We start from the raw sequence: 17,896 nt of genomic DNA, 5'->3' as shown, positions 1-17,896 counted from the left end.
ACCGGCCCCGGGAGGTCCCACAGCATGAGCAGTGCCACGTCGCCGTCGTTGCCCGAGAAGATCCGGCTGTCGGGGGAGGGGCTCGTCCTGCGCGACTGGACGGAGACGGACCTGGCCGCGATGCCGGAGCTGTTCGACCACCCCGACATCGCGTACTGGACGCCGATCGTGGCGCCCTTCGACGAGGCGGCCGCGCACGCACGCCTGGCCCGGGACCGGCAGCTGCGCAAGGAGGGCACGACCGTCCTGCTGGCCATCACCGTCGACGGCGGTGCACCGCTCGGCGAGATCATGCTGCGGCGCGCCCCCGAGGGCATGGAGATCGGCTACGCCGTCGGCCCGGCGCACCGCGGCCGGGGACTGGCGGCCCGCGCGGTGCGGGTGATGGCCGCGTACGCGTTCGAGGAGATGGGCGCGGAGCAGGTCATCCTGGAACTGGAGGCCGAGAACGCGGCCAGTGTCGCCGTCGCCGAGAAGGCGGGCTTCGCGCTGCTCGACGTGCCGCCGATCACGGGCGAGGAGAAGGGGCGGCCGTTCGTCCTGCAGACGTGGGGTCTCGACCGCCCCGCGTGACGGCCGAGCGGCGGAGGGGCCCGGAAGGCCTTCCGGGCCCCGAGGTGTGCCGCGCGGGGAAGCGCGCCACCATGGCGGGGAGAGCCGGATCCCGGAGGTGGCGGACGTGGACGAATCGCGCAGGGCCTGGCTCATGATCGCCGGTGTGATCACCGTCGTACTCCTGAACCTGACCGCCATCATCCTGATGAACACCCTCGGCCGCTGACCGTGGGGGAGCGGTACGGGCCGCCGCACGGGCGGTACGGCCTGGCCCGGACCGTCTCCGACGACGAGCACATCTGCTACGTCCAGGACGTCGTGGTCGACCCCGCGCACCACCGGCAGGGCGTCGGCCGGGCCCTCGTCGAGCACCTCGTGCGGCGCTACTCGCACTGCCGGTTCTTCCTCCTCTCGACGGACCACGAGTCCTCGCCGAGGGCGAGCGCAACCACGCCTTCTACCGGAGCCTGGGCTTCCTGTCCTACGAGGAGAAGGAGATGGCGGGCTTGGGCCTGCCCCCGGAACCGCCCCGACCTGCGCGGCACGGCTCCGTAGCCGGTCAGTGCGGAGCGTCCCCGACGGGCACGGGCACGTCGTACGGGCGCAGGACCATGTACGAGTCCTCCGGCGCCGCCACCATGGCGAACGGGAACCGGTCGAGTTCCAGGCAGAGCGCGACGTCATCCGGGTGGGAGCCCTGGCGTACGCCCTCGGCCAGTTCGGCGGCGGCGCGCGAACCGGCCGCGCGGCGCAGGAAGCCGGCCGCGTCCGTCCCGGCCCCGGCGGCCCTCCCGGCGATGTACTGGGCGCACGCCAGGTCCTCCTCGGCGCGCCCCTCCTCGCCGGTCACCACGAACGTGACGCTGTCGCACCCCCGCTCCCGCAGGAGCCGCGCCGTCGCCCCGGCCACCACGAAGCCGGCGCACAGCACCAGCGGAGCCTCCTTGACCGCGAGGGCGCCGACCGTACCCGCCGTGGTCTTCTGCACGACGGTCCGCCCGACCAGGTCGGCGGACCGCAGCAGGGCCGGTGAGTTGACGGCGTCGAAGCCGGCCGCCGGCGGACCGTCCTTGAGCGCCACCCACTCCGGATGGCGGGCCTTGAGCTCCAGTGCCTCGTCCAGCGACTCGGCGAGAACGATCTTCTCGGCGCCGCGGGCGAAGGCCCAGGCGGCCACGGTGAAGGCACGCATGACATCGACCACCACCGCCGCGGCGGGGGCTTCGGCCAGCTCGGGGATACCCAGGAAACGCGAGTCCATCCGGCCATGATCACGCACGTCGGGCCAGGAGCGCCTGGCATTTTCGCGCACCACGGCCGGGCCGTCACGGGCGGGGAGCGGTGTCGCCCGGTGCGGTGAACCTGTACGCCGGACGGCGGCGGGGCGGGAGGCAGCGGTGGCAGCCGGTCCGGGCACACCGGAGGCTCGTTGCCGGGGGCGAGCACGAGCACGACCGCGAGCAGGACCGCGACCCGAGGAGACCAGCCGATGCCGCAAGCCGAAGAGGAGAAGGAAGCCCTCGCCGTACGCCCCGGCATGGCCGGGCACCTGAAGGCGGCGGTGACACGAACCAACCTGCTGCCCGCGTTCCTGGTCCTGACGGTGATGATGGTGGCCCTCTGGCTCACCGGCATGCCCTTCCTCCACGCCCTGACGATCGCCACCGGAGTGAAGATCGCCATGGCCCTGCTCGAACTCCGCAGGCTGCCCGATCCCTCCGGGAGCTGATGCCCCGCCCCTTCCCGCGTTGGTGGTCAAGCGGAACGGCCTTAGATTGGGCCGGAGTTCTTGTGCGCGGGGCGCCGGACCGGGAACGCCGGCCGGCGGAAGAGGGGGAGCAAGCACGTGCGACACGTAGTCGTCCTGGGCGGAAGCATCGCGGGGCTCGCAGCCACACGAGCCCTGCGCGGCCGGGGCGTGAAGGTCACCGTCGTCGAGCCCGACGGACTCGCCGCGACGGGAGCGCGCAGCGGTGTGCCGCAGGGCGGGCAGCTCCACGCGCTGCTCGACATGGGCCGGACGCAGGCGGAGCGCTGGTTCCCCGGCCTGTCCGAGGAGTTGGTGGCGGACGGCGCGGTCCTCGGATCCGGCAGCGAGATCCAGCTCTTCGAGAACGGCACCCGCAAGATCAGCGTTCCCGGCAACGAGCTGATCGGCGTGAGCCGCACCCTCCTCGAGGAGCACGTCCGCCGCCGGACCCTCCTGGACGACGGCGTACGCGTGAGCGCGGGCAGGGCGTGCGGCCTGGACATCCGGAACGGACGGGTGGCCGGCGTCCGCGTACGCGCCACCGGCTCGGCGGACGTGACGCCGCTGCCCGCCGACGCGGTCGTCGACGCCACCGGCCGTTCGAGCAGGCTGACGTCCTGGCTGGCGGCGGAGGGGTGGCCGCAGCCTCCGGTCGACCGCATGCGCATCGACCTGGGCTACGCCACCGCCCGCTTCCGCCGGGGCGCGGAACTCCCCGGCGTGAGCGTGGCCCACCAGCTGCCCGGCCCGGCCTCCGGCGCCGGCGCCGCGGAGCAGCCCGACACCGGGGCCATGGCCGCCGTGGAGGGCGGCCAGTGGATGGCGGTCATCGTCGCCTACGCCGACAAGCGCCCCTCCCGAGACCCCGCGGAGTTCCTGCGCCGCATGCGTGCGATGCAGGCCGCGCCGTTCGGGGTCGTCGCCGACCGGTGCGCGATGATCGGCGAGGTCGACACGTACGGCATGCCGCACTCGCTGCGCCGCAACTGGTGGGCGCTGGACCGGCTTCCGGGCGGCCTGTTCGTCGCGGGTGACGCCGTGGCCTCCTTCAACCCCGTGTACGGGCAGGGGATGACCAGCGCCTTCCTGCACGCCTCCTGCCTGGCCGCCTACCTGGGCGGGGGAGCGGACCTGCACGCGCCCGCCCACGCCTACTTCCGCCGCATCAGGGTCGTCGTGGACGCGGCATGGGAGGTCTCGACCCTCTCCGACCTGGCGCAGCCGCACGTCACGGGCCCCTACCCGCGCGGCTACCGGGCGGCGAGGAAGACGGCGGACTGGATCGCCCGGGCCTCCACCACGGACGCGTGGGTGAACGAGCGGTTCCTCGACGTCGTCAACATGCGCAGGCGGCCGGCGGACCTGCGCACCCCGGAGTTCCTGTGGCGCGTCGCGATGGCGCTGCGGGCCCAGCGCGCGCGCTGACCCGTCGCCGCTAACCGGGGAGCAGCCGCCCCTGCGCGTCGACCCCCGCCGCCGTCAGGACGTCGGGGTGTTCGAGGTGGCGGGCCATGCGGACCAGGTGGGCGCGCTGGGCGGCCGGTTCCAGGCCGGAGCCCGGCAGCGGGCGGCCCCTCTCGCTGAGGGTGCCGGCCCCGCTCTCGGCGAGCGCCACCGCGCGCAGCAGGACCGCGGCGGCCGCGGCGGCGTGCTCCTCGTCCCGCGACCAGCCGGCGCCCGGGGCGGCCCTGCGGATCCGGTCGACGGGGGCGTCGCTGAAGTACGGGTACAGGCTGCGGATCCCGCTCAGGATGTCGGCCATGCGCGTCACCAGGTGCCAGTCCCGTACGTAGACGAGGCCGAGCTGCGCCACCCGGTTCGGCTCGGTCAGCGCGATCCGGGGGTCGGGGCGGCGGGTCAGCTGCCACAGGGGGGCCAGGGCCAGGTAGTCCCGGCGGTCGGTGCGCCAGGTGGCTATCGCGGCGCCGGAGAAGCCCCAGTTGATGATGATCGCTCCGATGGTGCCGGAGACCGGCCCGAGGCTGTGCAGGGCGTCGAGACCGCTCCAGCCGAAGGCGCCCGCCAGGGTGGCCGGTCCGACGCAGGCCACGTATCCGGCGATGAACCAGGTGGCGACGGCGATGTGCTGCAGGGCCCGGCGCAGCCGCGGATCGTCCTGGGCGGAAAGGGCGTTGCGGCGGAAGCGCAGGGCGGTGGAGACGGACGCGTAGCCGAGGCCCAGCTGGAAGGCGGCCAGCATGACCAGGGCGCCGGGATCCCGGCCGTAGGCGATGTTGAAGTCCAGCGGGTGCGGCGCGTCGTCGAGGCCGCCGGCGAGGAACCCGGCGAGCATCGCCACGGTGACCAGGCCGTAGACCCGGAGCGGGAACGCCAAAGGGCTCCGCCCGGAGGCGGGTTCGGCGAGGGGCCGCCACACGAGCGACATGACGTGCGTGTGGGCGAAGAAGCCGAGGATGCAGCAGAAGACCAGGAGTTCGGCGAGGTTCTGCGAGCCGGTGAGCCCTGCGATCCCGCGGTAGACCACGGGCGTGGCGAACACGAAGGCGCCCACCCCGACCGCGGAGCACACGGCGATCAGCCGCAGGGCGGGGGAGCGTTCCCGCTGCCACGCGACGAACTTCGCCAGGGTGGTGCACGAGGCGATCGCGGCGACGATGAGGTACACGACGTTCGCAGCGTCTTCAGACACCGGTCCCCCTGTGACGCAGGGCGGAGCTCGCCGATGTCGCCGAGTCCCCGCCGGTATTGGTGATCATGCTGATGATGACCCGCCCCAGGGTCTCGGCCTCCCGCTCGGGCGCGCCCTGGCCGTGCGGGTGCGCGGGCTCGGCCCCGTCGAAGTACGTGCGGGCCAGCATCATCCGGGCCACCTTCGGGTTGAGCGCGGGCGCCAGGCTGGCGAGCAGCTCGTCCTGGAGGTCGTGTCCCGCCGTCTCCGGATCGTGCCCGAGGAAGGCGTGCGCCAGTTCGTGGGCGATGACGAAGTTCTGCAGGATGCTCGGCGAGTCCTTGTCGACCACGAGGATCAGCTCCCCCGGTCCCTGCAACAACCCCCCGGTGAGCGGGTACTTCAAGGGCAGGTGGAGGATCCGGATCGGCAGCCCGCGGTGGCCGGAGACGGCGGAGACGACCTCGTCGATGGTCGGGTGCGCGGCCAGCCCCAGCCGGGAGCGGAAGGTCTTGCGCAACCTGCGAAGGGTGCGGACCTCCCGGACCGTCTCCGCGACGATCCCGACGGTCGCCCTGATTCCCGCCACGGCCTCTCCTCCTACAGGACCTCCTACACGACCTGAGGGTAAGGGAGCGGGCCCCGCCCCGGGCGAACCGGATGGTCAGGCCCCGGAGTCGGGCCTCCGCGCGGCCGGCGAGGCGGGGAGGGTGCCGAGGTAGCGGCTGAGTACCGCGGGAGCGCCGACCTCCCTCAGCAGCGCGACGAGTTCCACCTGGCTCTTCGTCTCCTGCACCAGGTCGTCGTCATCGGGGAGTACGAAGAACCGCGCCCCTGCCTCGATGCCGAAGTGCCGGGCCAGGGCCTCCAGGGGGCCGTCCGTGAAGAAGGACGGGTCCACCCCGAAGATCCTGCAGAGCAGCTTGGTGGACTCCAGGCTCGGCTTGCTCTTGTCGTCCAGCAGGTTGTACAGCCAGGTCCGCGACTTTCCGCAGGCCTTCGCCACGTCCGTGATCGTGTGCGGTTTGCCCTCGGCGGTCATCCGGGTCTTCAGGAGGTGTTCGAGCCTGGTGGTGAACGGGTCCCCGTCCACGTCCTCCGTGAAGGGTTCGCCCGCCCGCAGGCGCCGCAGGAGGGCGACCGGGACGCCCGTGGCGAGGCTGACGTCGTCCTCCGACTGGGGACCGCCGTTCTTCGGGAAGACGTGCGCGAACAGGAACCCGAGACGTGCCGAGACCAGCGACGCCCGTTCGTCCCCCGTGCCGCTCATCGGTCTCTTTCCTGCTCGTTCGATCGGCTGCCGGCACGGGCGCGCTCGGCGGCCGGGACGGCGAGTGCGACGATCATCGCCGCTTTCACCGTGACTGGGAAGGGCCTAAAGCCCTCTGCGTCGACACCGGCCCGGCGGTGGCCGGTTCCGGCGCGCAGTGGCGGACAAGGCACAGGACCGGGCCGGGAGTTGAGGGATGTGAAAACTATTGTTGACACTCGGGGGATGGTGGAGCAGGATCTTGCCCATGCCGCCGATGGGGCGGCCCCCCGCTCTCGCGAGGGGCCTTCCTCATGGCTGTACGCGCCGCCCGAGGGCAGCGATCTCCACGGGGGAGGGTCGCAACTTTGGCCATGAGCAGCAGGATTGCCGCCCGGCCAACGCCCGAGGGCGGCGCACGGCATGCCCTCCTCGTGGCTACGCCCTGCGCTGCGCGGCGCTTGCGAAGCCGAGCCAGGTGTGCCGGTTGTTCCACCAACACCAGCCGACCTTGGGCGCGTTGCGCCGCTCGCGGCCGTCCCGGCCCGTCCCGTTGCTGATCCAGATCGCCGGAGTGCGGGCATCCGCAGTGCCGTTGGCCTTGACCAGGCGCGATCCGATCGTCATGAAACAGTGGTTGCGGTCGAGCACGGCCGGCTGCTGGAGCACCCAGTGGATGCCTTCGGTGAGCAGGAGCGGCGTGCGGCCCTCCTCGGCGAGGACGGGAAGCGCCTCGTCCGGGCTCCAGTTGGACATGCGGTCGCCGCGGTCCGGGCCGGCCGCGAGGTAGAGGGGCGCGTCGGGCAGCTCGACCTGGTGGGGCGCGAACCGGTCGACGTCGTGCATGTCGGCGACGACGAACCCGGGCTTCCCCTCCCGCCGGAGCAGCGGTGCGAGGGCGGAGGCGGGGATCCGGTCGGGGTGCACGGCGAGCAGCACGTCGTCTCCTCCCCGGTCCGCGAAGGCCCGCAGCCCGGCGGCGGGGATCCCGGCGAGCTCGGGCACCCCGAGCTCGATCAGGCGCTCGGCCTGGACGGCGAGCGGGGGCAGCGCGGTCGTGAAACCACCGGAGACGGGTTCGGGCAGGGGCACGGATTCTCCCTCGGTACGTGATCGAAGCGCGGGGCGGTCGTGGCCGGAGGTGGGGGACAGGGGCGCTCTCCCATTCACTGATCAAACTTGACTACCATCGAACCGTACGAGGCCGGACCCGATTGGTCAAACTTGATTACGTGCGCTGGACGCTCGGAACGGACACGCGGAGCCATAAGCTAGTCAAACTTGTCTTGAAGGGAGACGTCCATGTCAGCGATCCGGCTGCTGGTCCTCGGCGCGGTCCGCCAGCACGGACGGGCACACGGCTACCAGGTACGCAACGACCTGGAGTTCTGGGGCGCCCACGAATGGTCCAACGCCAAGCCCGGCTCGATCTACCACGCCCTCAAGCAGATGGCGAAGGAAGGCCTCCTGCTGGCCCACGAGGTCGCGCCGAGCACCGCCGGCGGCCCGCCCCGCGTCGAGTACGAGATCACCGACCGGGGCACCGAGGAGTACCTCGCCCTGCTGCGCCAGGCGCTGACCTCGTACGACCAGAAGACGGACGTCCTCTCGGCCGGCATCGGATTCATCGTCGACCTGCCGCGGGACGAGGCCGTCGCGCTCCTGAAGGAGCGGACCGAGCGGCTCCGGCAGTGGCGGGCCTCGGTCACCGAGTACTACACGCCGGAAGGCGGCCCCGGACAGCTCGGGCACATCGGCGAGATCATGAACATGTGGGTGCACTCGGCCGACAGCGAAGCGGCATGGACCCGCGGCCTGATCGAACGGATCGAGAGCGGCGCCTACACCTTCGCGGGGGAGGGCGACCCCTTCGTGGGCGTCCTCGCGGAGGGCGAGACGAACCCGTACGCCACGGGCCCGCACCCCGAGGACCCCCGCTAGGCCGTGTACGTACGGGTTCGGGCGGCCAGGGCCTACAGCCCGGCGAACGACAGCGCCGTCGCGGCCACCGAGCCGGCGATCACGGCCGCGAAACCGGAGTCGTGGTCCTGGTCGAGGAGGGTGTCACCCGGCGTGTGGTACTGCCGGGTTCCGGTCCCGGGTGCTCCCTCGGGGGTGGAGAAGAGGTCCTCCGACACCGCGACGGCCGCCCATCCCCGCTCGTGGAAGCTCGCGTGGTCGCTGCGGCCCACCGCCGGATCACCGGGCCCCGTGAGCTGCTGCACCGTCACCGAGGGGTCGAAGGCCGCGATGGTGCGGGCGACCAGGGCGCCGAGCGCGTCGGAAGCCCCCACGACCGGGCCCGGCACGGCGGACCCGGCATGGATCTCGACCCTGGGCGTGCTGCCCGGCTGCCGTCCCGCGATCATGTCCATCTGGAAGACCCCGGCGATGCGGTCACCCTCCGCCGCGGCGGCCCGTGCGTAGAACTTGCTGCCCACCAGCCCCTGTTCCTCGGCGTTGAAGAGCACGAAGCGCACGCTGTGGGCCGGCCGCCCGCCGTCCGCGAGCAGGGAGGCCAGACACTCGGCCGCGGCCAGCACCCCCGCCGTCCCGCTCCCGTCGTCATCGGCCCCCGGCGCGGGGTCCACCGCCGGGTCGTAGGGCCGGGGACCGCCGTCGCCGTCCGTGAACTCGCCGCCGGACGCGGTCGAGTCCAGATGGGCCGTGATCAGGACCGCGGAGTCCGCCCCGGCGACCCGGTGCTCGGCCTCCAGGTTGAACAGCTGCCGCCCCCGCCAGCGGAACGGATGCCTGCGGACCTGCAGCCCCAGCTCCCCGAACCGGTCGGCCAGCGCCTCGACGACCAGCGCGTTGTCCTCGGCGGCCGCGTCCCTGCTGCGGACCCGCGACGATCCGCCCTCGACCAGCGGCTCGGCCCCGGAGATCCGTGCCACGTGCCCCCGCAGGACCTCCGGGGTCACCCCCGCCCGCACCGCGGCGATCACCTCGGGGGACGGCAGGCCCCCGCCGGCCTCCGCACCGGTCAGGCCCGGCTGCGAACGCGGGCCCCCGGCCGGCCCGCCCGGCCGCCACAGGAGCGCCGGGTCCGGCAGCAGGCACTCCGTGTCTCCCGGCCTGGCACCCGGCAGGTGCACCTCCTCGACCCGCGCACCGGCGGTCACGGCGAGGTACGCACCACCCGGTGCGGGCCCCAGAGGCAGGGCCGGCGGTGCACCGCTCGCGGCCAGGGCGTCGGCCACCGCGCCGTACACGGCCGAGGCCCGCCGGTCCGCCGCTCCCGCTCCTGCTCCCGCCCCCGCTCCGGCCGGCTCCGCGGCCCCGGCGGAGCCCTGGTCGCGGATCAGGAAGGCCGACCTGTCCTCCACCGGATCCCGCAGGTCCACCGTGAACCCGGCGCGTTCGAGCACCTCCGCGCCGAGCGCGCTCGCCATCACCAGCACGAGCCGTTCCGAGGCCACGTGCACGGGAACGACCTCGGTCGTGTCCGCCACGGCCGCCAGCTCCGGCAGGCCCCGCCCCTCCGGCAGGCCGACCCGCGCGAAGAGCACGGGACGACCCTCCATCGCGGCGACGGCGAACACCGGATGGGGAGCCGTACGCATCCCCGACTCCCGCGCGAACCCCCGCTCCCCGGCGTCCTCGCCGACGAACACGCAGCCGTCGGCCGGCACGCCCCCGGCGCTCGCGACCGCCAGGTCGAAGGGCCCGCGGCTGTCCTTCACTGCCCAGTGCACGAGACCCGGCTCCGCGAACCGTCCGGGAAACGCCCCTTCGAGGGCCGCCGCCGCCCGTCCGGCCGCGCCGGCGCCCGGTCCCGGGTTGGAGATGATGCCCTTGGGTACGCCGGCGAGGCCGTCGAGGACCTCGGCCACGCGGGGCCGGGGCCGCAGCGTCAGCGAGCCGTCGGGCTCCAGCCGGGCATCCGCCAGCGTGGCCCCGATGTCGAAGAAGAGCACGGACATGTGGAGCGCCTCCGAGGTGTGCGGCTTGCGAAGTGTGGGTTCCCACCGCTTCCTGTGCCCGCGCCCCGGCCGCCCACCCCGCGTGCCGCCCCGTCCAACCCGATCGGCGCAAGGGACGCGATCGCGACGGTGGGGGCCCGGCCCGGAGTCCGGGCCGGGCCCCCACCGGGGGCTGCCGACGGTGCGTCAGTCGACCTTGTGCCAGTGGGTTACCTGCACCGCTCCGTCCTCGGCGCCGATGTTCGCGTACATGGCGAGGTGTTCGGCAGCGAGGAAGGTGTCCTTCTTCTCCTGGAAGAACTCCTCGTTGTACCAGGCCACGTCGAAGATGACCTTGCCGCCGGCCTGGCCGTTTCGTTCCACCCAGGTCCGCTGCCAGTCGTACGGGCCGTCGGACTGCTCGGCGAGGCGCTCGTCGGAGGCGCGTAACGCCCGGACGCAGCGCTCCAGAGCCTCGTCGGAGCCGAGGTCGATCTCGCAGTGGGACTGGGCGATGATGGTGCGCGCACCCCGGCGTCCGGGCGCGGAGTCGCCCAGGAGCACCAGTTCTCGGATGACGGGATTGCCGGGAAGTATCGTGCTGGACATGGGTTTCCCCCTCTGATGGGTGGCAGGCCCCGCCTGGCACCCTCTGAGATCAGAGACACGACGTACTCGACCGTTACCGGTCGATTTTCGACGCTAGGGACGCCTCGCCGACCCGTCAACGCGCAGCAGCGCAAACCGGCCACGCGCTCCAGCACCCACCCCTGCGCCTGTCCCTGTGCCCGCGCGCTCCCGCCCCCGCGCCTACTTCCGCCCCCGCTCCTACTCCCGCGCCCGCTCCTGCGCGCCCTCCGGCGCGTCCGCGCCGACGCGGCGGCGCAGCAGCACCGGACTGCCCGCCAGCGTGGCGAGCAGCGTCCCCGCCCCCGCCAGCTCCAGGGCGCCGGCTCCGCCGAGGAGTGCGGTGGCCGGTCCGCCGAGGGCGGTCCCGGCCAGGTTGGCCCCGTTCAGCGTCGCCCCCGAGGTGGCGAAGGCCCGGCCCCGCACCTGCTCGGGGACCCGGGCGTGGATGAGGTTGCGGATCGCCAGCCCCTGGAGGGAGTTGGCGACGCCGGTCAGGGCGAACGACACCAGCGAGAGCGCGAAGACCGGCACGGCCGCCCCGACGGCGAGCGAGGTCCCCATCAGCACCCCGGCCCCGACCAGGACCCGCGGCTGCCACCCCAGCGGGACGCGCGGCGCGATCAGCGTGGAGGAGGCCAGCATCCCCACGGTGTGCGCGCTGACCAGCAAGCCGTACCCGCTGCCGGACACGCCCAGGTCGTCCCGGATGAAGAAGACCCGGGCCACGCTCAACACCGCGGTGAACACGATCGCCGACGCCAGCGCGAGGATCGCGGTACGCAGCAGCCTGTCCCCGCCCAGGACCCGCACGCCCTCGCGGACCTGCGCCGGCCAGCTCCCGCGCGCCCCCTCCACCGGCTCGCGCCGGACCTTCAGGCAGGACAGCACCACGGCCAGGCCGACGAAGGTGGCGGTGTTCGCCAGCAGGGCCACCCGTACGTCGAACACCCCGATCAGGGCTCCGGCCAGCGCCGGCCCGGCCACGTTGCCGGCGGACCGGAAGGCGTCGAGCCGGGCGTAGCCGCGAGCGGTGTCGTCGGCACCGACGATCCGCGGCACCAGCAGCAGCAGCGCCGGCGACGCCAGGGCCAGCCCGGTCCCGAGCAGGACCAGCAGGACCAGGGTGACGGCCAGGTCGGTCACGACCACCAGCCCCGCGCTGACCAGGGCCTGCAGCACCGTCACCGCGACGACCAGCCGGCTGCTCTCGACCCGGTCGACCAGCGGGGCGGCCAGCGGCCCGACCACCACGAGCGGCAGCACCCCGGCGATGACCAGGGCCGAGATGGCGACGCCCGAACCCCCCTGGTCGTGCAGCCGGAGGGTCAGGGAGACGAGCGCCATCTGGTCCCCCATGGAGGACATGCCGTACGCGGCCGCCACCACCGTCAGTACGACACCACGTTTTCCGAGCACCAGCAGATGCTGCCAGCCCCGTACCCTCCCCGGCATCCGCAGGCGCCGGAATCAAGCCAGTCCCGCCGCTGCGCCCGGGAACGCGTCAGCCCAGGCCGACGAGTGCGGCCATCGTGCCGCCCAGGACCCGGTCACGGACCTCACCCGGGCCGGTGACCCGCTCCACCAGGGCCCGCGAGAGCACCGGATCCCCGTACGGGGCGTCCGAGCCGAACAGCGTCCGCTCCGGGACCTCCCCGATCGCCAGGCGGACCGCGAAGACGATGCCGGCCGTGGACAGCTCCAGGTACATGCTGGGCGTCTCCCGCACCAGCTCGACGGCCTCCATCCAGTTCAGCCCGCCGAGCTGGCTCACCACCAGCGGAACCGACGGATACCGCGCGGCGAGCGCGGCCAGCGTCCGCACGTCGTCCGCCGTGGCCGGCGCGGATCCGTGCACGACCACCGGCAGCCCGCCGTGATCGGCCGCCGCCCGGAGCACCGGCTCGATCAGCCCCGCCCCGCCAGGCGGCGGCGTCAGCTCGCCTATCCCGCGCATCCCCCGCCCGACGACCTCCCGTTCCACGACCGCGGCGATCCGGCCGGGCTCCAGGTCCAGCGGCACGGACAGGAAGCCGATGAACCGCTCCGGACGCGCCGCGAGCGCGGCGTCCAGCTCCCGCCACGCCCCCTGGTACGCCTCCACCGTCCCGGCCCGGCCGCCGATGGCCTCGTCCAGGACCGCCATCTCCCGGCGCAGCGAGACGAGGTCACGCGCCCGCTCCGGATGCGGGCGGGTGGCGAACAGGACGGCGCGGTCGACCCCGGCCTCGTCCAGCAGCGCGAGGTGCGCCCCGACGGGATCGTGGACGTGGCTGTGCGCATCGATGATCAACGGTCGTTCCCTTCCTCGACGGCACGCCCGGAATGCGGCCGACCGGCACACTGTTGCTCCCTGACACCGTTGGAAGGTCAAGTCGGAGAAAGGGGCGGCCCGGTGCTGATCGGCGAGCTGTCAGGTCGTACGGGAGTGAGCGAGCGCCTGCTCCGCTACTACGAGCGGATGGAGCTGATCCACTCGGAGCGCCGTGCCAACGGCTACCGCGAGTACGACGAGCGGACGGTGGACACGGTGCTGCGCGTGCGCGTCCTGCTGGCCGCCGGCCTGCCCACCCGCGTCATCCGCCGGCTCCTGCCCTGCACCTCCGGCGACGCGACGCTGCGCCCCTGCCCCGGCGTCCTCGGCAGCCTCCGCGACCAGCTGGACGTCCTCGACCGGCGGGCCGCCGACCTGGACACCGCACGCCGCCTCCTGCGCCGCACGATCACCGCCACCGAGACCGCCCCGAGCCCCGGAACCCCCTGACGAACCCGCCCGTCGCCCCGGCCGGTCCACCGGTCCATCCCCGTTCGAGGCGTTCTCCTTTCCGCTCTGACAGCTTCGGGGTCACGGGCTCAACCGGGGACGAAAGGACACGAGGAATGACCAAGTCAAGGCGCAGGTTCGGCATTGGCGCCGTGTTGGCCGCGGTCGTGGCCACCACGATCACCTTCACGGGACCGCAGGGCGCCAGTGCGCACGAGACGGCGCGCCGGGGCTGGGACCACTTCACCTTCGGTGTGCCGTGGGAGGAGTCGTACGGGTACTCGCAGGGCATCAGAGCGGGGGACGTGCTCTACATCTCGGGCCAGGTCTCCCACGACGCCGCCGGCAACTTCGTGGGCGCCGGCGACTTCGAGAAGCAGGTGCGCACGTCGTTCGGCAACCTGGACAAGGTCCTGGCCCACTACAAGGTGCCGCGCAGCCAGATCATCAGCATGAAGATCTTCACCAAGGACCTGCGCCAGAACTTCGACACGGCCGCCCGCCTGCACAAGGAGTACGTCGGCAAGCACCGTACGACGGACACCATCGTCGGCGTCTCCGACATGTCGGTCCCCGACCAGCTCGTGGAGATCGAGGCCATCGTCAAGCTCTCGCCGCGCTCCTGACCGGAACCGGACGGGCCGCGCGGTGACCACCGCGCGGCCCTCCCGTCACCACTGACGCTTCACCGCGGCCTTCGCGCCGGCCACCAGGGTGGCCGGCGGAACGTCCTCGGCCACGACCGCGCCGGCGGCGATCACGGCGTCACGGCCGATGCTGACACCGGGCAGGATCGTGGCACCGGCGCCGATCCACACGTTCTCCGCGACGTCGATGGGCGCGCCGGTGAGGTACAGCCGCCGCTCCTCGGGGTCGACCGGGTGCCCGCTCGTGATGAACGTGACCTTCGGGCCGACCATCACGCGCTCGCCGAGCCGGATGCCGGCGTAGTCCAGGAACGTGCAGTTCTGGTTGATGAACACGCGCTCGGCGAGCTCCAGACGCAGACCGTGGTCCGTGTAGAACGGCGGATAGACCGTGACCCTCGGCGGCAACGGCTTGCCGAGGATCCGCTCGAACAGCTCGGCCTTGGCCTCCTCGTCCTCGAAGGGCAGGACGTTCAGGCGGGAGGTGAGCCGGGTGACCTCCAGCACCCTCTCGGCCATGGCCTGGAACTCGGGACTGTGGATGCGCATGAGCCGGTCGCTGGACATGCCGCGATTCTCCCGCCCGTCCGCCTGACCGGACAAGGCGAGATCCGACCGGTCCGGTCAGAAGAGGTGGCGGACGAAGACGTCCGACGTGCCGTTGGTGTCGCCGGGCACGATGTCGTCGGCCGCGGACTGGAAGACCACGTCGCGTCCTCCCGTGCTGACCGCGTCGATCCCCGCCGTGGCGGGCCGGTCCGAGACGACCTGGTCGGTGCCGGTCTCCAGGTCGCGCAGGACCAGCGACGGCCCGCCCGTGCCGTCCGGGGCGTACAGCAGGTGCCGGCCGGTCGGATCGATGGCCAGACCCTTCACGCCGGGGACCGTCAGGGTCGTGCCCGAACGCAGGTCGCGGACGTGGGTGTCGGAGCCCGAGAGGTAGACGACCGTGCCGCCGTCGTCGCTGAGCTGGAGGAGCGAGGCCGTCGTGGCCGGGCCCTCGACCGGGCCGGTGCTGGTGCCGGTGGTCCGGTCCCAGACGAAGACGTCCTTCGCCGCGCCGTCCTGGTAGGCGACGTAGCGCCCGTCGCCGCTGATGGACGGCCGGGCCGGGTAGGTGTGCTCGAAGGAGGCGACGGTCACCACCCCGCCGGTGTTCCAGTCGTGGACCTCCACGCGCTGGCGGTTGGTGGGCGCCGGCTTCCTCATGAGGAGGGCGAGGGCGGTGTACCGGCCGTCCCCGTTCAGCGACGGCTGGTCGCAGCTGTAGGCCGAGCAGTTGGCGGAGGCCGTCCCGCCGCTGCTCACCTGGTACTGGCGGATGCGCACGTCGTTGATCCACTGGAGCGAGTAGCCGACGTACGCCCCGTTGCCGCTGATCGCCGGGGGCTGGAGCGGGGTGTACGTCCCCATCCGCTTGGTCAGCGCCGTCTGCTGGTCGCGGACGAACACGGCTTCGTTGCCCGCCGCACCGTCGGGCGTGAGGTTGCGCGCCGCGGACGAGAAGACGACGCGGCGGCCGTCGGGGGTGATCGAGGCGGCGCCGGAACCGCCGTTGCCCTGGGTGCCGTCGGGCGCGACGCTGATCCTCTCGACGCCCACGGTGGCCGTACCCGCCGTACCCGACGCCCCCGCGGGTCCGGCCCAGGCGGCTCCGGGTAAGGCGGCCGTGACCGCGCAGACCGCGACGGCCGCGCCCAGGGCGGCCCGTACGCGTCTGGTGGTGACCCTGCTCGTGGTTCCCCTCATGTTCCCCCCAGCCAGGACGAAGTCCCGCCTCCGGCTCCCTGCCGAAGGCCAGAGCATGCAATCGCGACGGTGCTGCGGGGTCAATGAGGCACATGCCCGGGAGATATGGTTTCGGCCATGACGGAGCGCGAACGCCCCGCGAGGCGTTCGCGCTCCGACCGACCGACCGACCGACCGACCGTCCGTCCGACCGTCGGCTGCCGGCTACCGGCTGAGCGACCCGAGCGAAGCCGCGTCGTACGGCTTCAGCTCGTCGAAGCGGTTGCCGAGGACCTTCGCCGCCCACTGCGGGTCCTGGAGCAGCGCCCGGCCGACGGCGACCATGTCGAACTCGTCGCGCTCCATGCGGTCCAGGAGGTTGTCGATGTCGCCGAGCGCCGCGCCCTCGCCGGCGAAGGAGCGGATGAAGTCCCCGTCGAGGCCCACCGAGCCGACGGTGATGGCCGGACGCCCGGTCAGCTGCTTGGTCCAGCCCGCGAGGTTCAGGTCCGAGCCCTCGAACTCCGGGATCCAGTAACGCCGGGTCGAGGCGTGGAAGACGTCGACGCCCGCCTCGGCCAGCGGGGCCAGGATGGCCTCCAGATCCTGCGGGGTCTGCGCGAGCCGGCCGTCGTAGGCCTCCTGCTTCCACTGCGAGTAGCGGAAGATCACCGGGAACTCGGCCGAGACGCGCTCGCGGACGGCGGCCACGACCTCCGCGGCGAACTTCGTACGGGCCACCGCGTCGCCGCCGTAGGCGTCGGTGCGGCGGTTGGTGCGCTCCCACAGGAACTGGTCGAGCAGGTAGCCGTGGGCGCCGTGCAGTTCGACGCCGTCGAAGCCGATCCGTTCGGCCTCCGCGGCGGCGTCGGCGAACGCGCCGATGACGTCGTCGAGGTCGGCGCGGGTCATCGCCCTGCCGGTCCCCTCGGTGCCGTCGACGCGGATGCCGGACGGGCCGACGGCGGGCGCCTCGGGGTACGGGTCATCGCCCTGCTTGCGCACCATGCCTATGTGCCACAGCTGGGGAACGATCGTGCCGCCCGCCTCGTGCACGGCCGCCGCGACCTTCGCCCAGCCCGCCAGCTGCTCCTCGCCGTGGAAGCGCGGAACCCGGTCGCTCTGCCCGGCGGACTCGTGGCCGACGTAGGTGCCCTCGGTGACGATCAGGCCCACGCCCGCGGCGGCGCGGCCGGCGTAGTACGCCAGCACGTCCTCGCCGGGCACGCCGCCGGGGGAGAACATCCGCGTCATCGGAGCCATCGCGATGCGGTTGGGGACGGTCAGGCCGTTCAGCTGGACGGGCCGGGACAGGATCTCCGCCGCGCGGGAGGCGGTGGACGTGGAGACGGTCATGCGGGTCCTCCGGGTTGAGGCTGTGGCTCGTCGGACGGCAACGAGAAGTGCATAGTACACATGCTGTGTATCATGCATATTGCAGGGCTCGCCCCAGCCCGCTCCACCCCGGCGGCGGCCCGCCGGTCGATGCCGGTCCGGGGGCGGCGATAATGGACCGCCGGAGGGAGCGGGAGGCGCAGTGCTGGAGAAACTGGAGCGGGAGCTGATGCTGCTCTCGCGGCACCAGGTGCTGGGCCGGCGCGAACGCGACCCCGAGCGCCTGGAACGGTCGGCGTACCTGCTCCTCAGCCGGATCGACACCCAGGGCCCCATGTCCATCGGCCAGCTGGCGGAGGCCTTCGGGCTCGACACCTCCACCGTGAACCGCCAGACGGCCGCACTCCTGCGCTGCGGACTGGCCGAGCGCGTCGCCGACCCGGACGGCGGCATGGCCCGCAAGCTGCGCATCACCGCCGAGGGCGGACGCCGGCTCGGCGGGGACCGCGAGGTCAACCGGGCCTGCCTGGCCCGGATCGTCGCCGGCTGGTCCCCCGAGGAGGTGCGGGAGCTGGAGGACGTCCTGGTGCGGCTCAACCGCAGCGCGGAGGCCCTCGAAGGACGCTACTGGCCGCGCACCGAGGAGGACGGCACCGCCGCCCCCCTGCCGCCGGCCCCGCCGGAACCCACACCGCGCACCGCGTAAC

General features: G+C 73.0%; 20 protein-coding genes. 8 read left to right on the top strand and 12 right to left on the bottom strand.

The window, feature by feature from the left end; all coding sequences use genetic code 11:
• Positions 1-24: 24 nt before the first annotated feature.
• Together OG553_RS00700 and OG553_RS00695 are read left to right on the top strand one after the other, a co-directional pair.
• Complete coding sequence (locus OG553_RS00700; protein ID WP_405977033.1) at positions 25-573, top strand: GNAT family N-acetyltransferase; 549 nt, start codon at positions 25-27, stop codon at positions 571-573.
• A 210-nt stretch (positions 574-783) separates the two neighbouring features.
• Positions 784-1,110: a GNAT family N-acetyltransferase gene (locus OG553_RS00695; RefSeq protein WP_405977032.1), complete on the top strand. Its 327-nt coding sequence runs from the start codon at positions 784-786 to the stop codon at positions 1,108-1,110.
• 4 nt (positions 1,111-1,114) lie between these two features.
• Here the strand turns inward: OG553_RS00695 and OG553_RS00690 are convergent, their stop codons facing one another.
• Positions 1,115-1,816: a 2-phosphosulfolactate phosphatase gene (locus OG553_RS00690; RefSeq protein WP_405977031.1), complete on the bottom strand. Its 702-nt coding sequence runs from the start codon at positions 1,814-1,816 to the stop codon at positions 1,115-1,117.
• Positions 1,817-2,044: 228 nt separating this feature from the next.
• On the opposite strand from OG553_RS00690, the gene OG553_RS00685 reads away from it, so the two are divergent.
• On the top strand, positions 2,045-2,284 hold the full coding sequence (locus tag OG553_RS00685; protein ID WP_405977030.1) for a hypothetical protein: 240 nt from the start codon (positions 2,045-2,047) through the stop codon (positions 2,282-2,284).
• 117 nt (positions 2,285-2,401) lie between these two features.
• Positions 2,402-3,730: an FAD-dependent oxidoreductase gene (locus OG553_RS00680; protein WP_405977029.1), complete on the top strand. Its 1,329-nt coding sequence runs from the start codon at positions 2,402-2,404 to the stop codon at positions 3,728-3,730.
• 10 nt (positions 3,731-3,740) lie between these two features.
• On the opposite strand, the gene OG553_RS00675 is transcribed toward OG553_RS00680, so the two are convergent.
• From OG553_RS00675 to OG553_RS00660, 4 genes are all read right to left on the bottom strand, one after another.
• Positions 3,741-4,955 (bottom strand): DUF6545 domain-containing protein, encoded by a 1,215-nt coding sequence (locus OG553_RS00675; RefSeq protein WP_405977028.1) that lies wholly within the window; start codon positions 4,953-4,955, stop codon positions 3,741-3,743.
• Positions 4,948-5,523: an ImmA/IrrE family metallo-endopeptidase gene (locus OG553_RS00670; protein ID WP_405977027.1), complete on the bottom strand. Its 576-nt coding sequence runs from the start codon at positions 5,521-5,523 to the stop codon at positions 4,948-4,950. Before OG553_RS00670 ends, OG553_RS00675 begins: the two co-directional genes overlap by 8 nt.
• Positions 5,524-5,598: 75 nt before the next feature.
• Positions 5,599-6,204, bottom strand: a complete 606-nt coding sequence (locus tag OG553_RS00665) for a helix-turn-helix domain-containing protein (protein ID WP_405977026.1) — start codon at positions 6,202-6,204, stop codon at positions 5,599-5,601.
• Positions 6,205-6,621: 417 nt separating this feature from the next.
• Positions 6,622-7,269, bottom strand: a complete 648-nt coding sequence (locus OG553_RS00660; RefSeq protein WP_405982911.1) for a DUF5701 family protein — start codon at positions 7,267-7,269, stop codon at positions 6,622-6,624.
• Between the two features lie 216 nt (positions 7,270-7,485).
• On the opposite strand from OG553_RS00660, the gene OG553_RS00655 reads away from it, so the two are divergent.
• Positions 7,486-8,124, top strand: a complete 639-nt coding sequence (locus tag OG553_RS00655) for a PadR family transcriptional regulator (RefSeq protein ID WP_405977025.1) — start codon at positions 7,486-7,488, stop codon at positions 8,122-8,124.
• Between the two features lie 32 nt (positions 8,125-8,156).
• On the opposite strand, the gene OG553_RS00650 is transcribed toward OG553_RS00655, so the two are convergent.
• The 4 genes from OG553_RS00650 to OG553_RS00635 all read right to left on the bottom strand — a co-directional run bounded on the left by OG553_RS00650 (position 8,157) and on the right by OG553_RS00635 (position 13,008).
• A complete protein-coding gene (locus tag OG553_RS00650) occupies positions 8,157-10,109 on the bottom strand; it encodes a M28 family metallopeptidase (protein WP_405977024.1) in 1,953 nt (650 codons plus the stop codon).
• 186 nt (positions 10,110-10,295) lie between these two features.
• The gene (locus OG553_RS00645; protein ID WP_405977023.1) at positions 10,296-10,697 is read right to left on the bottom strand and encodes a hypothetical protein; all 402 of its coding nucleotides are present in this window, start codon (positions 10,695-10,697) and stop codon (positions 10,296-10,298) included.
• Positions 10,698-10,916: 219 nt separating this feature from the next.
• Positions 10,917-12,134, bottom strand: coding sequence for an MFS transporter (locus tag OG553_RS00640; RefSeq protein ID WP_405977022.1), 1,218 nt, complete (start codon positions 12,132-12,134; stop codon positions 10,917-10,919).
• Positions 12,135-12,219: 85 nt separating this feature from the next.
• Positions 12,220-13,008 carry an amidohydrolase family protein gene (locus OG553_RS00635; protein ID WP_405977021.1) on the bottom strand — a complete coding sequence of 263 codons (789 nt, stop codon included), beginning with the start codon at positions 13,006-13,008 and terminating at the stop codon, positions 12,220-12,222.
• Between the two features lie 102 nt (positions 13,009-13,110).
• Here OG553_RS00635 and OG553_RS00630 point away from each other — a divergent pair, with 102 nt between their 5' ends.
• Positions 13,111-13,479 carry a MerR family transcriptional regulator gene (locus tag OG553_RS00630; protein ID WP_405977020.1) on the top strand — a complete coding sequence of 123 codons (369 nt, stop codon included), beginning with the start codon at positions 13,111-13,113 and terminating at the stop codon, positions 13,477-13,479.
• 116 nt (positions 13,480-13,595) lie between these two features.
• A complete protein-coding gene (locus OG553_RS00625) occupies positions 13,596-14,105 on the top strand; it encodes a RidA family protein (protein WP_405977019.1) in 510 nt (169 codons plus the stop codon).
• 45 nt (positions 14,106-14,150) lie between these two features.
• Here OG553_RS00625 and OG553_RS00620 read toward each other — a convergent pair whose 3' ends face one another.
• The 3 genes from OG553_RS00620 to OG553_RS00610 all read right to left on the bottom strand — a co-directional run bounded on the left by OG553_RS00620 (position 14,151) and on the right by OG553_RS00610 (position 17,210).
• On the bottom strand, positions 14,151-14,693 hold the full coding sequence (locus tag OG553_RS00620; RefSeq protein WP_405977018.1) for a DapH/DapD/GlmU-related protein: 543 nt from the start codon (positions 14,691-14,693) through the stop codon (positions 14,151-14,153).
• Between the two features lie 57 nt (positions 14,694-14,750).
• On the bottom strand, positions 14,751-15,875 hold the full coding sequence (locus tag OG553_RS00615; RefSeq protein WP_405977017.1) for a TolB family protein: 1,125 nt from the start codon (positions 15,873-15,875) through the stop codon (positions 14,751-14,753).
• Positions 15,876-16,079: 204 nt separating this feature from the next.
• Entirely contained in the window at positions 16,080-17,210 is a 1,131-nt protein-coding gene (locus tag OG553_RS00610; protein WP_405977016.1) for an NADH:flavin oxidoreductase, read from the bottom strand.
• Positions 17,211-17,418: 208 nt separating this feature from the next.
• Between OG553_RS00610 and OG553_RS00605 the strand changes: the two genes are divergently transcribed.
• Positions 17,419-17,895: a MarR family winged helix-turn-helix transcriptional regulator gene (locus OG553_RS00605; protein ID WP_405982910.1), complete on the top strand. Its 477-nt coding sequence runs from the start codon at positions 17,419-17,421 to the stop codon at positions 17,893-17,895.
• Position 17,896: the final 1 nt, after the last annotated feature.

Origin of the sequence: Streptomyces sp. NBC_00158, assembly GCF_045160885.1 — a bacterium.
Classification (GTDB): domain Bacteria; phylum Actinomycetota; class Actinomycetes; order Streptomycetales; family Streptomycetaceae; genus Streptomyces.
Note: the sequence above shows the minus strand (reverse complement) of the source record. Positions and strands in the feature narration are given on the sequence as shown.

What these genes read in the sequence shown, in the direction of transcription:
- OG553_RS00700 (WP_405977033.1), top strand. Translation starts at nt 25, where the DNA reads ATGAGCAGTGCCACGTCGCCGTCGTTGCCCGAGAAGATCCGGCTGTCG.
- OG553_RS00690 (WP_405977031.1), bottom strand. Translation starts at nt 1,816, where the DNA reads ATGGACTCGCGTTTCCTGGGTATCCCCGAGCTGGCCGAAGCCCCCGCC.
- OG553_RS00685 (WP_405977030.1), top strand. Translation starts at nt 2,045, where the DNA reads ATGCCGCAAGCCGAAGAGGAGAAGGAAGCCCTCGCCGTACGCCCCGGC.
- OG553_RS00665 (WP_405977026.1), bottom strand. Translation starts at nt 6,204, where the DNA reads ATGAGCGGCACGGGGGACGAACGGGCGTCGCTGGTCTCGGCACGTCTC.
- OG553_RS00655 (WP_405977025.1), top strand. Translation starts at nt 7,486, where the DNA reads ATGTCAGCGATCCGGCTGCTGGTCCTCGGCGCGGTCCGCCAGCACGGA.
- OG553_RS00650 (WP_405977024.1), bottom strand. Translation starts at nt 10,109, where the DNA reads ATGTCCGTGCTCTTCTTCGACATCGGGGCCACGCTGGCGGATGCCCGG.
- OG553_RS00645 (WP_405977023.1), bottom strand. Translation starts at nt 10,697, where the DNA reads ATGTCCAGCACGATACTTCCCGGCAATCCCGTCATCCGAGAACTGGTG.
- OG553_RS00625 (WP_405977019.1), top strand. Translation starts at nt 13,596, where the DNA reads ATGACCAAGTCAAGGCGCAGGTTCGGCATTGGCGCCGTGTTGGCCGCG.
- OG553_RS00620 (WP_405977018.1), bottom strand. Translation starts at nt 14,693, where the DNA reads ATGTCCAGCGACCGGCTCATGCGCATCCACAGTCCCGAGTTCCAGGCC.
- OG553_RS00615 (WP_405977017.1), bottom strand. Translation starts at nt 15,875, where the DNA reads ATGAGGGGAACCACGAGCAGGGTCACCACCAGACGCGTACGGGCCGCC.
- OG553_RS00610 (WP_405977016.1), bottom strand. Translation starts at nt 17,210, where the DNA reads ATGACCGTCTCCACGTCCACCGCCTCCCGCGCGGCGGAGATCCTGTCC.
- OG553_RS00605 (WP_405982910.1), top strand. Translation starts at nt 17,419, where the DNA reads ATGCTGCTCTCGCGGCACCAGGTGCTGGGCCGGCGCGAACGCGACCCC.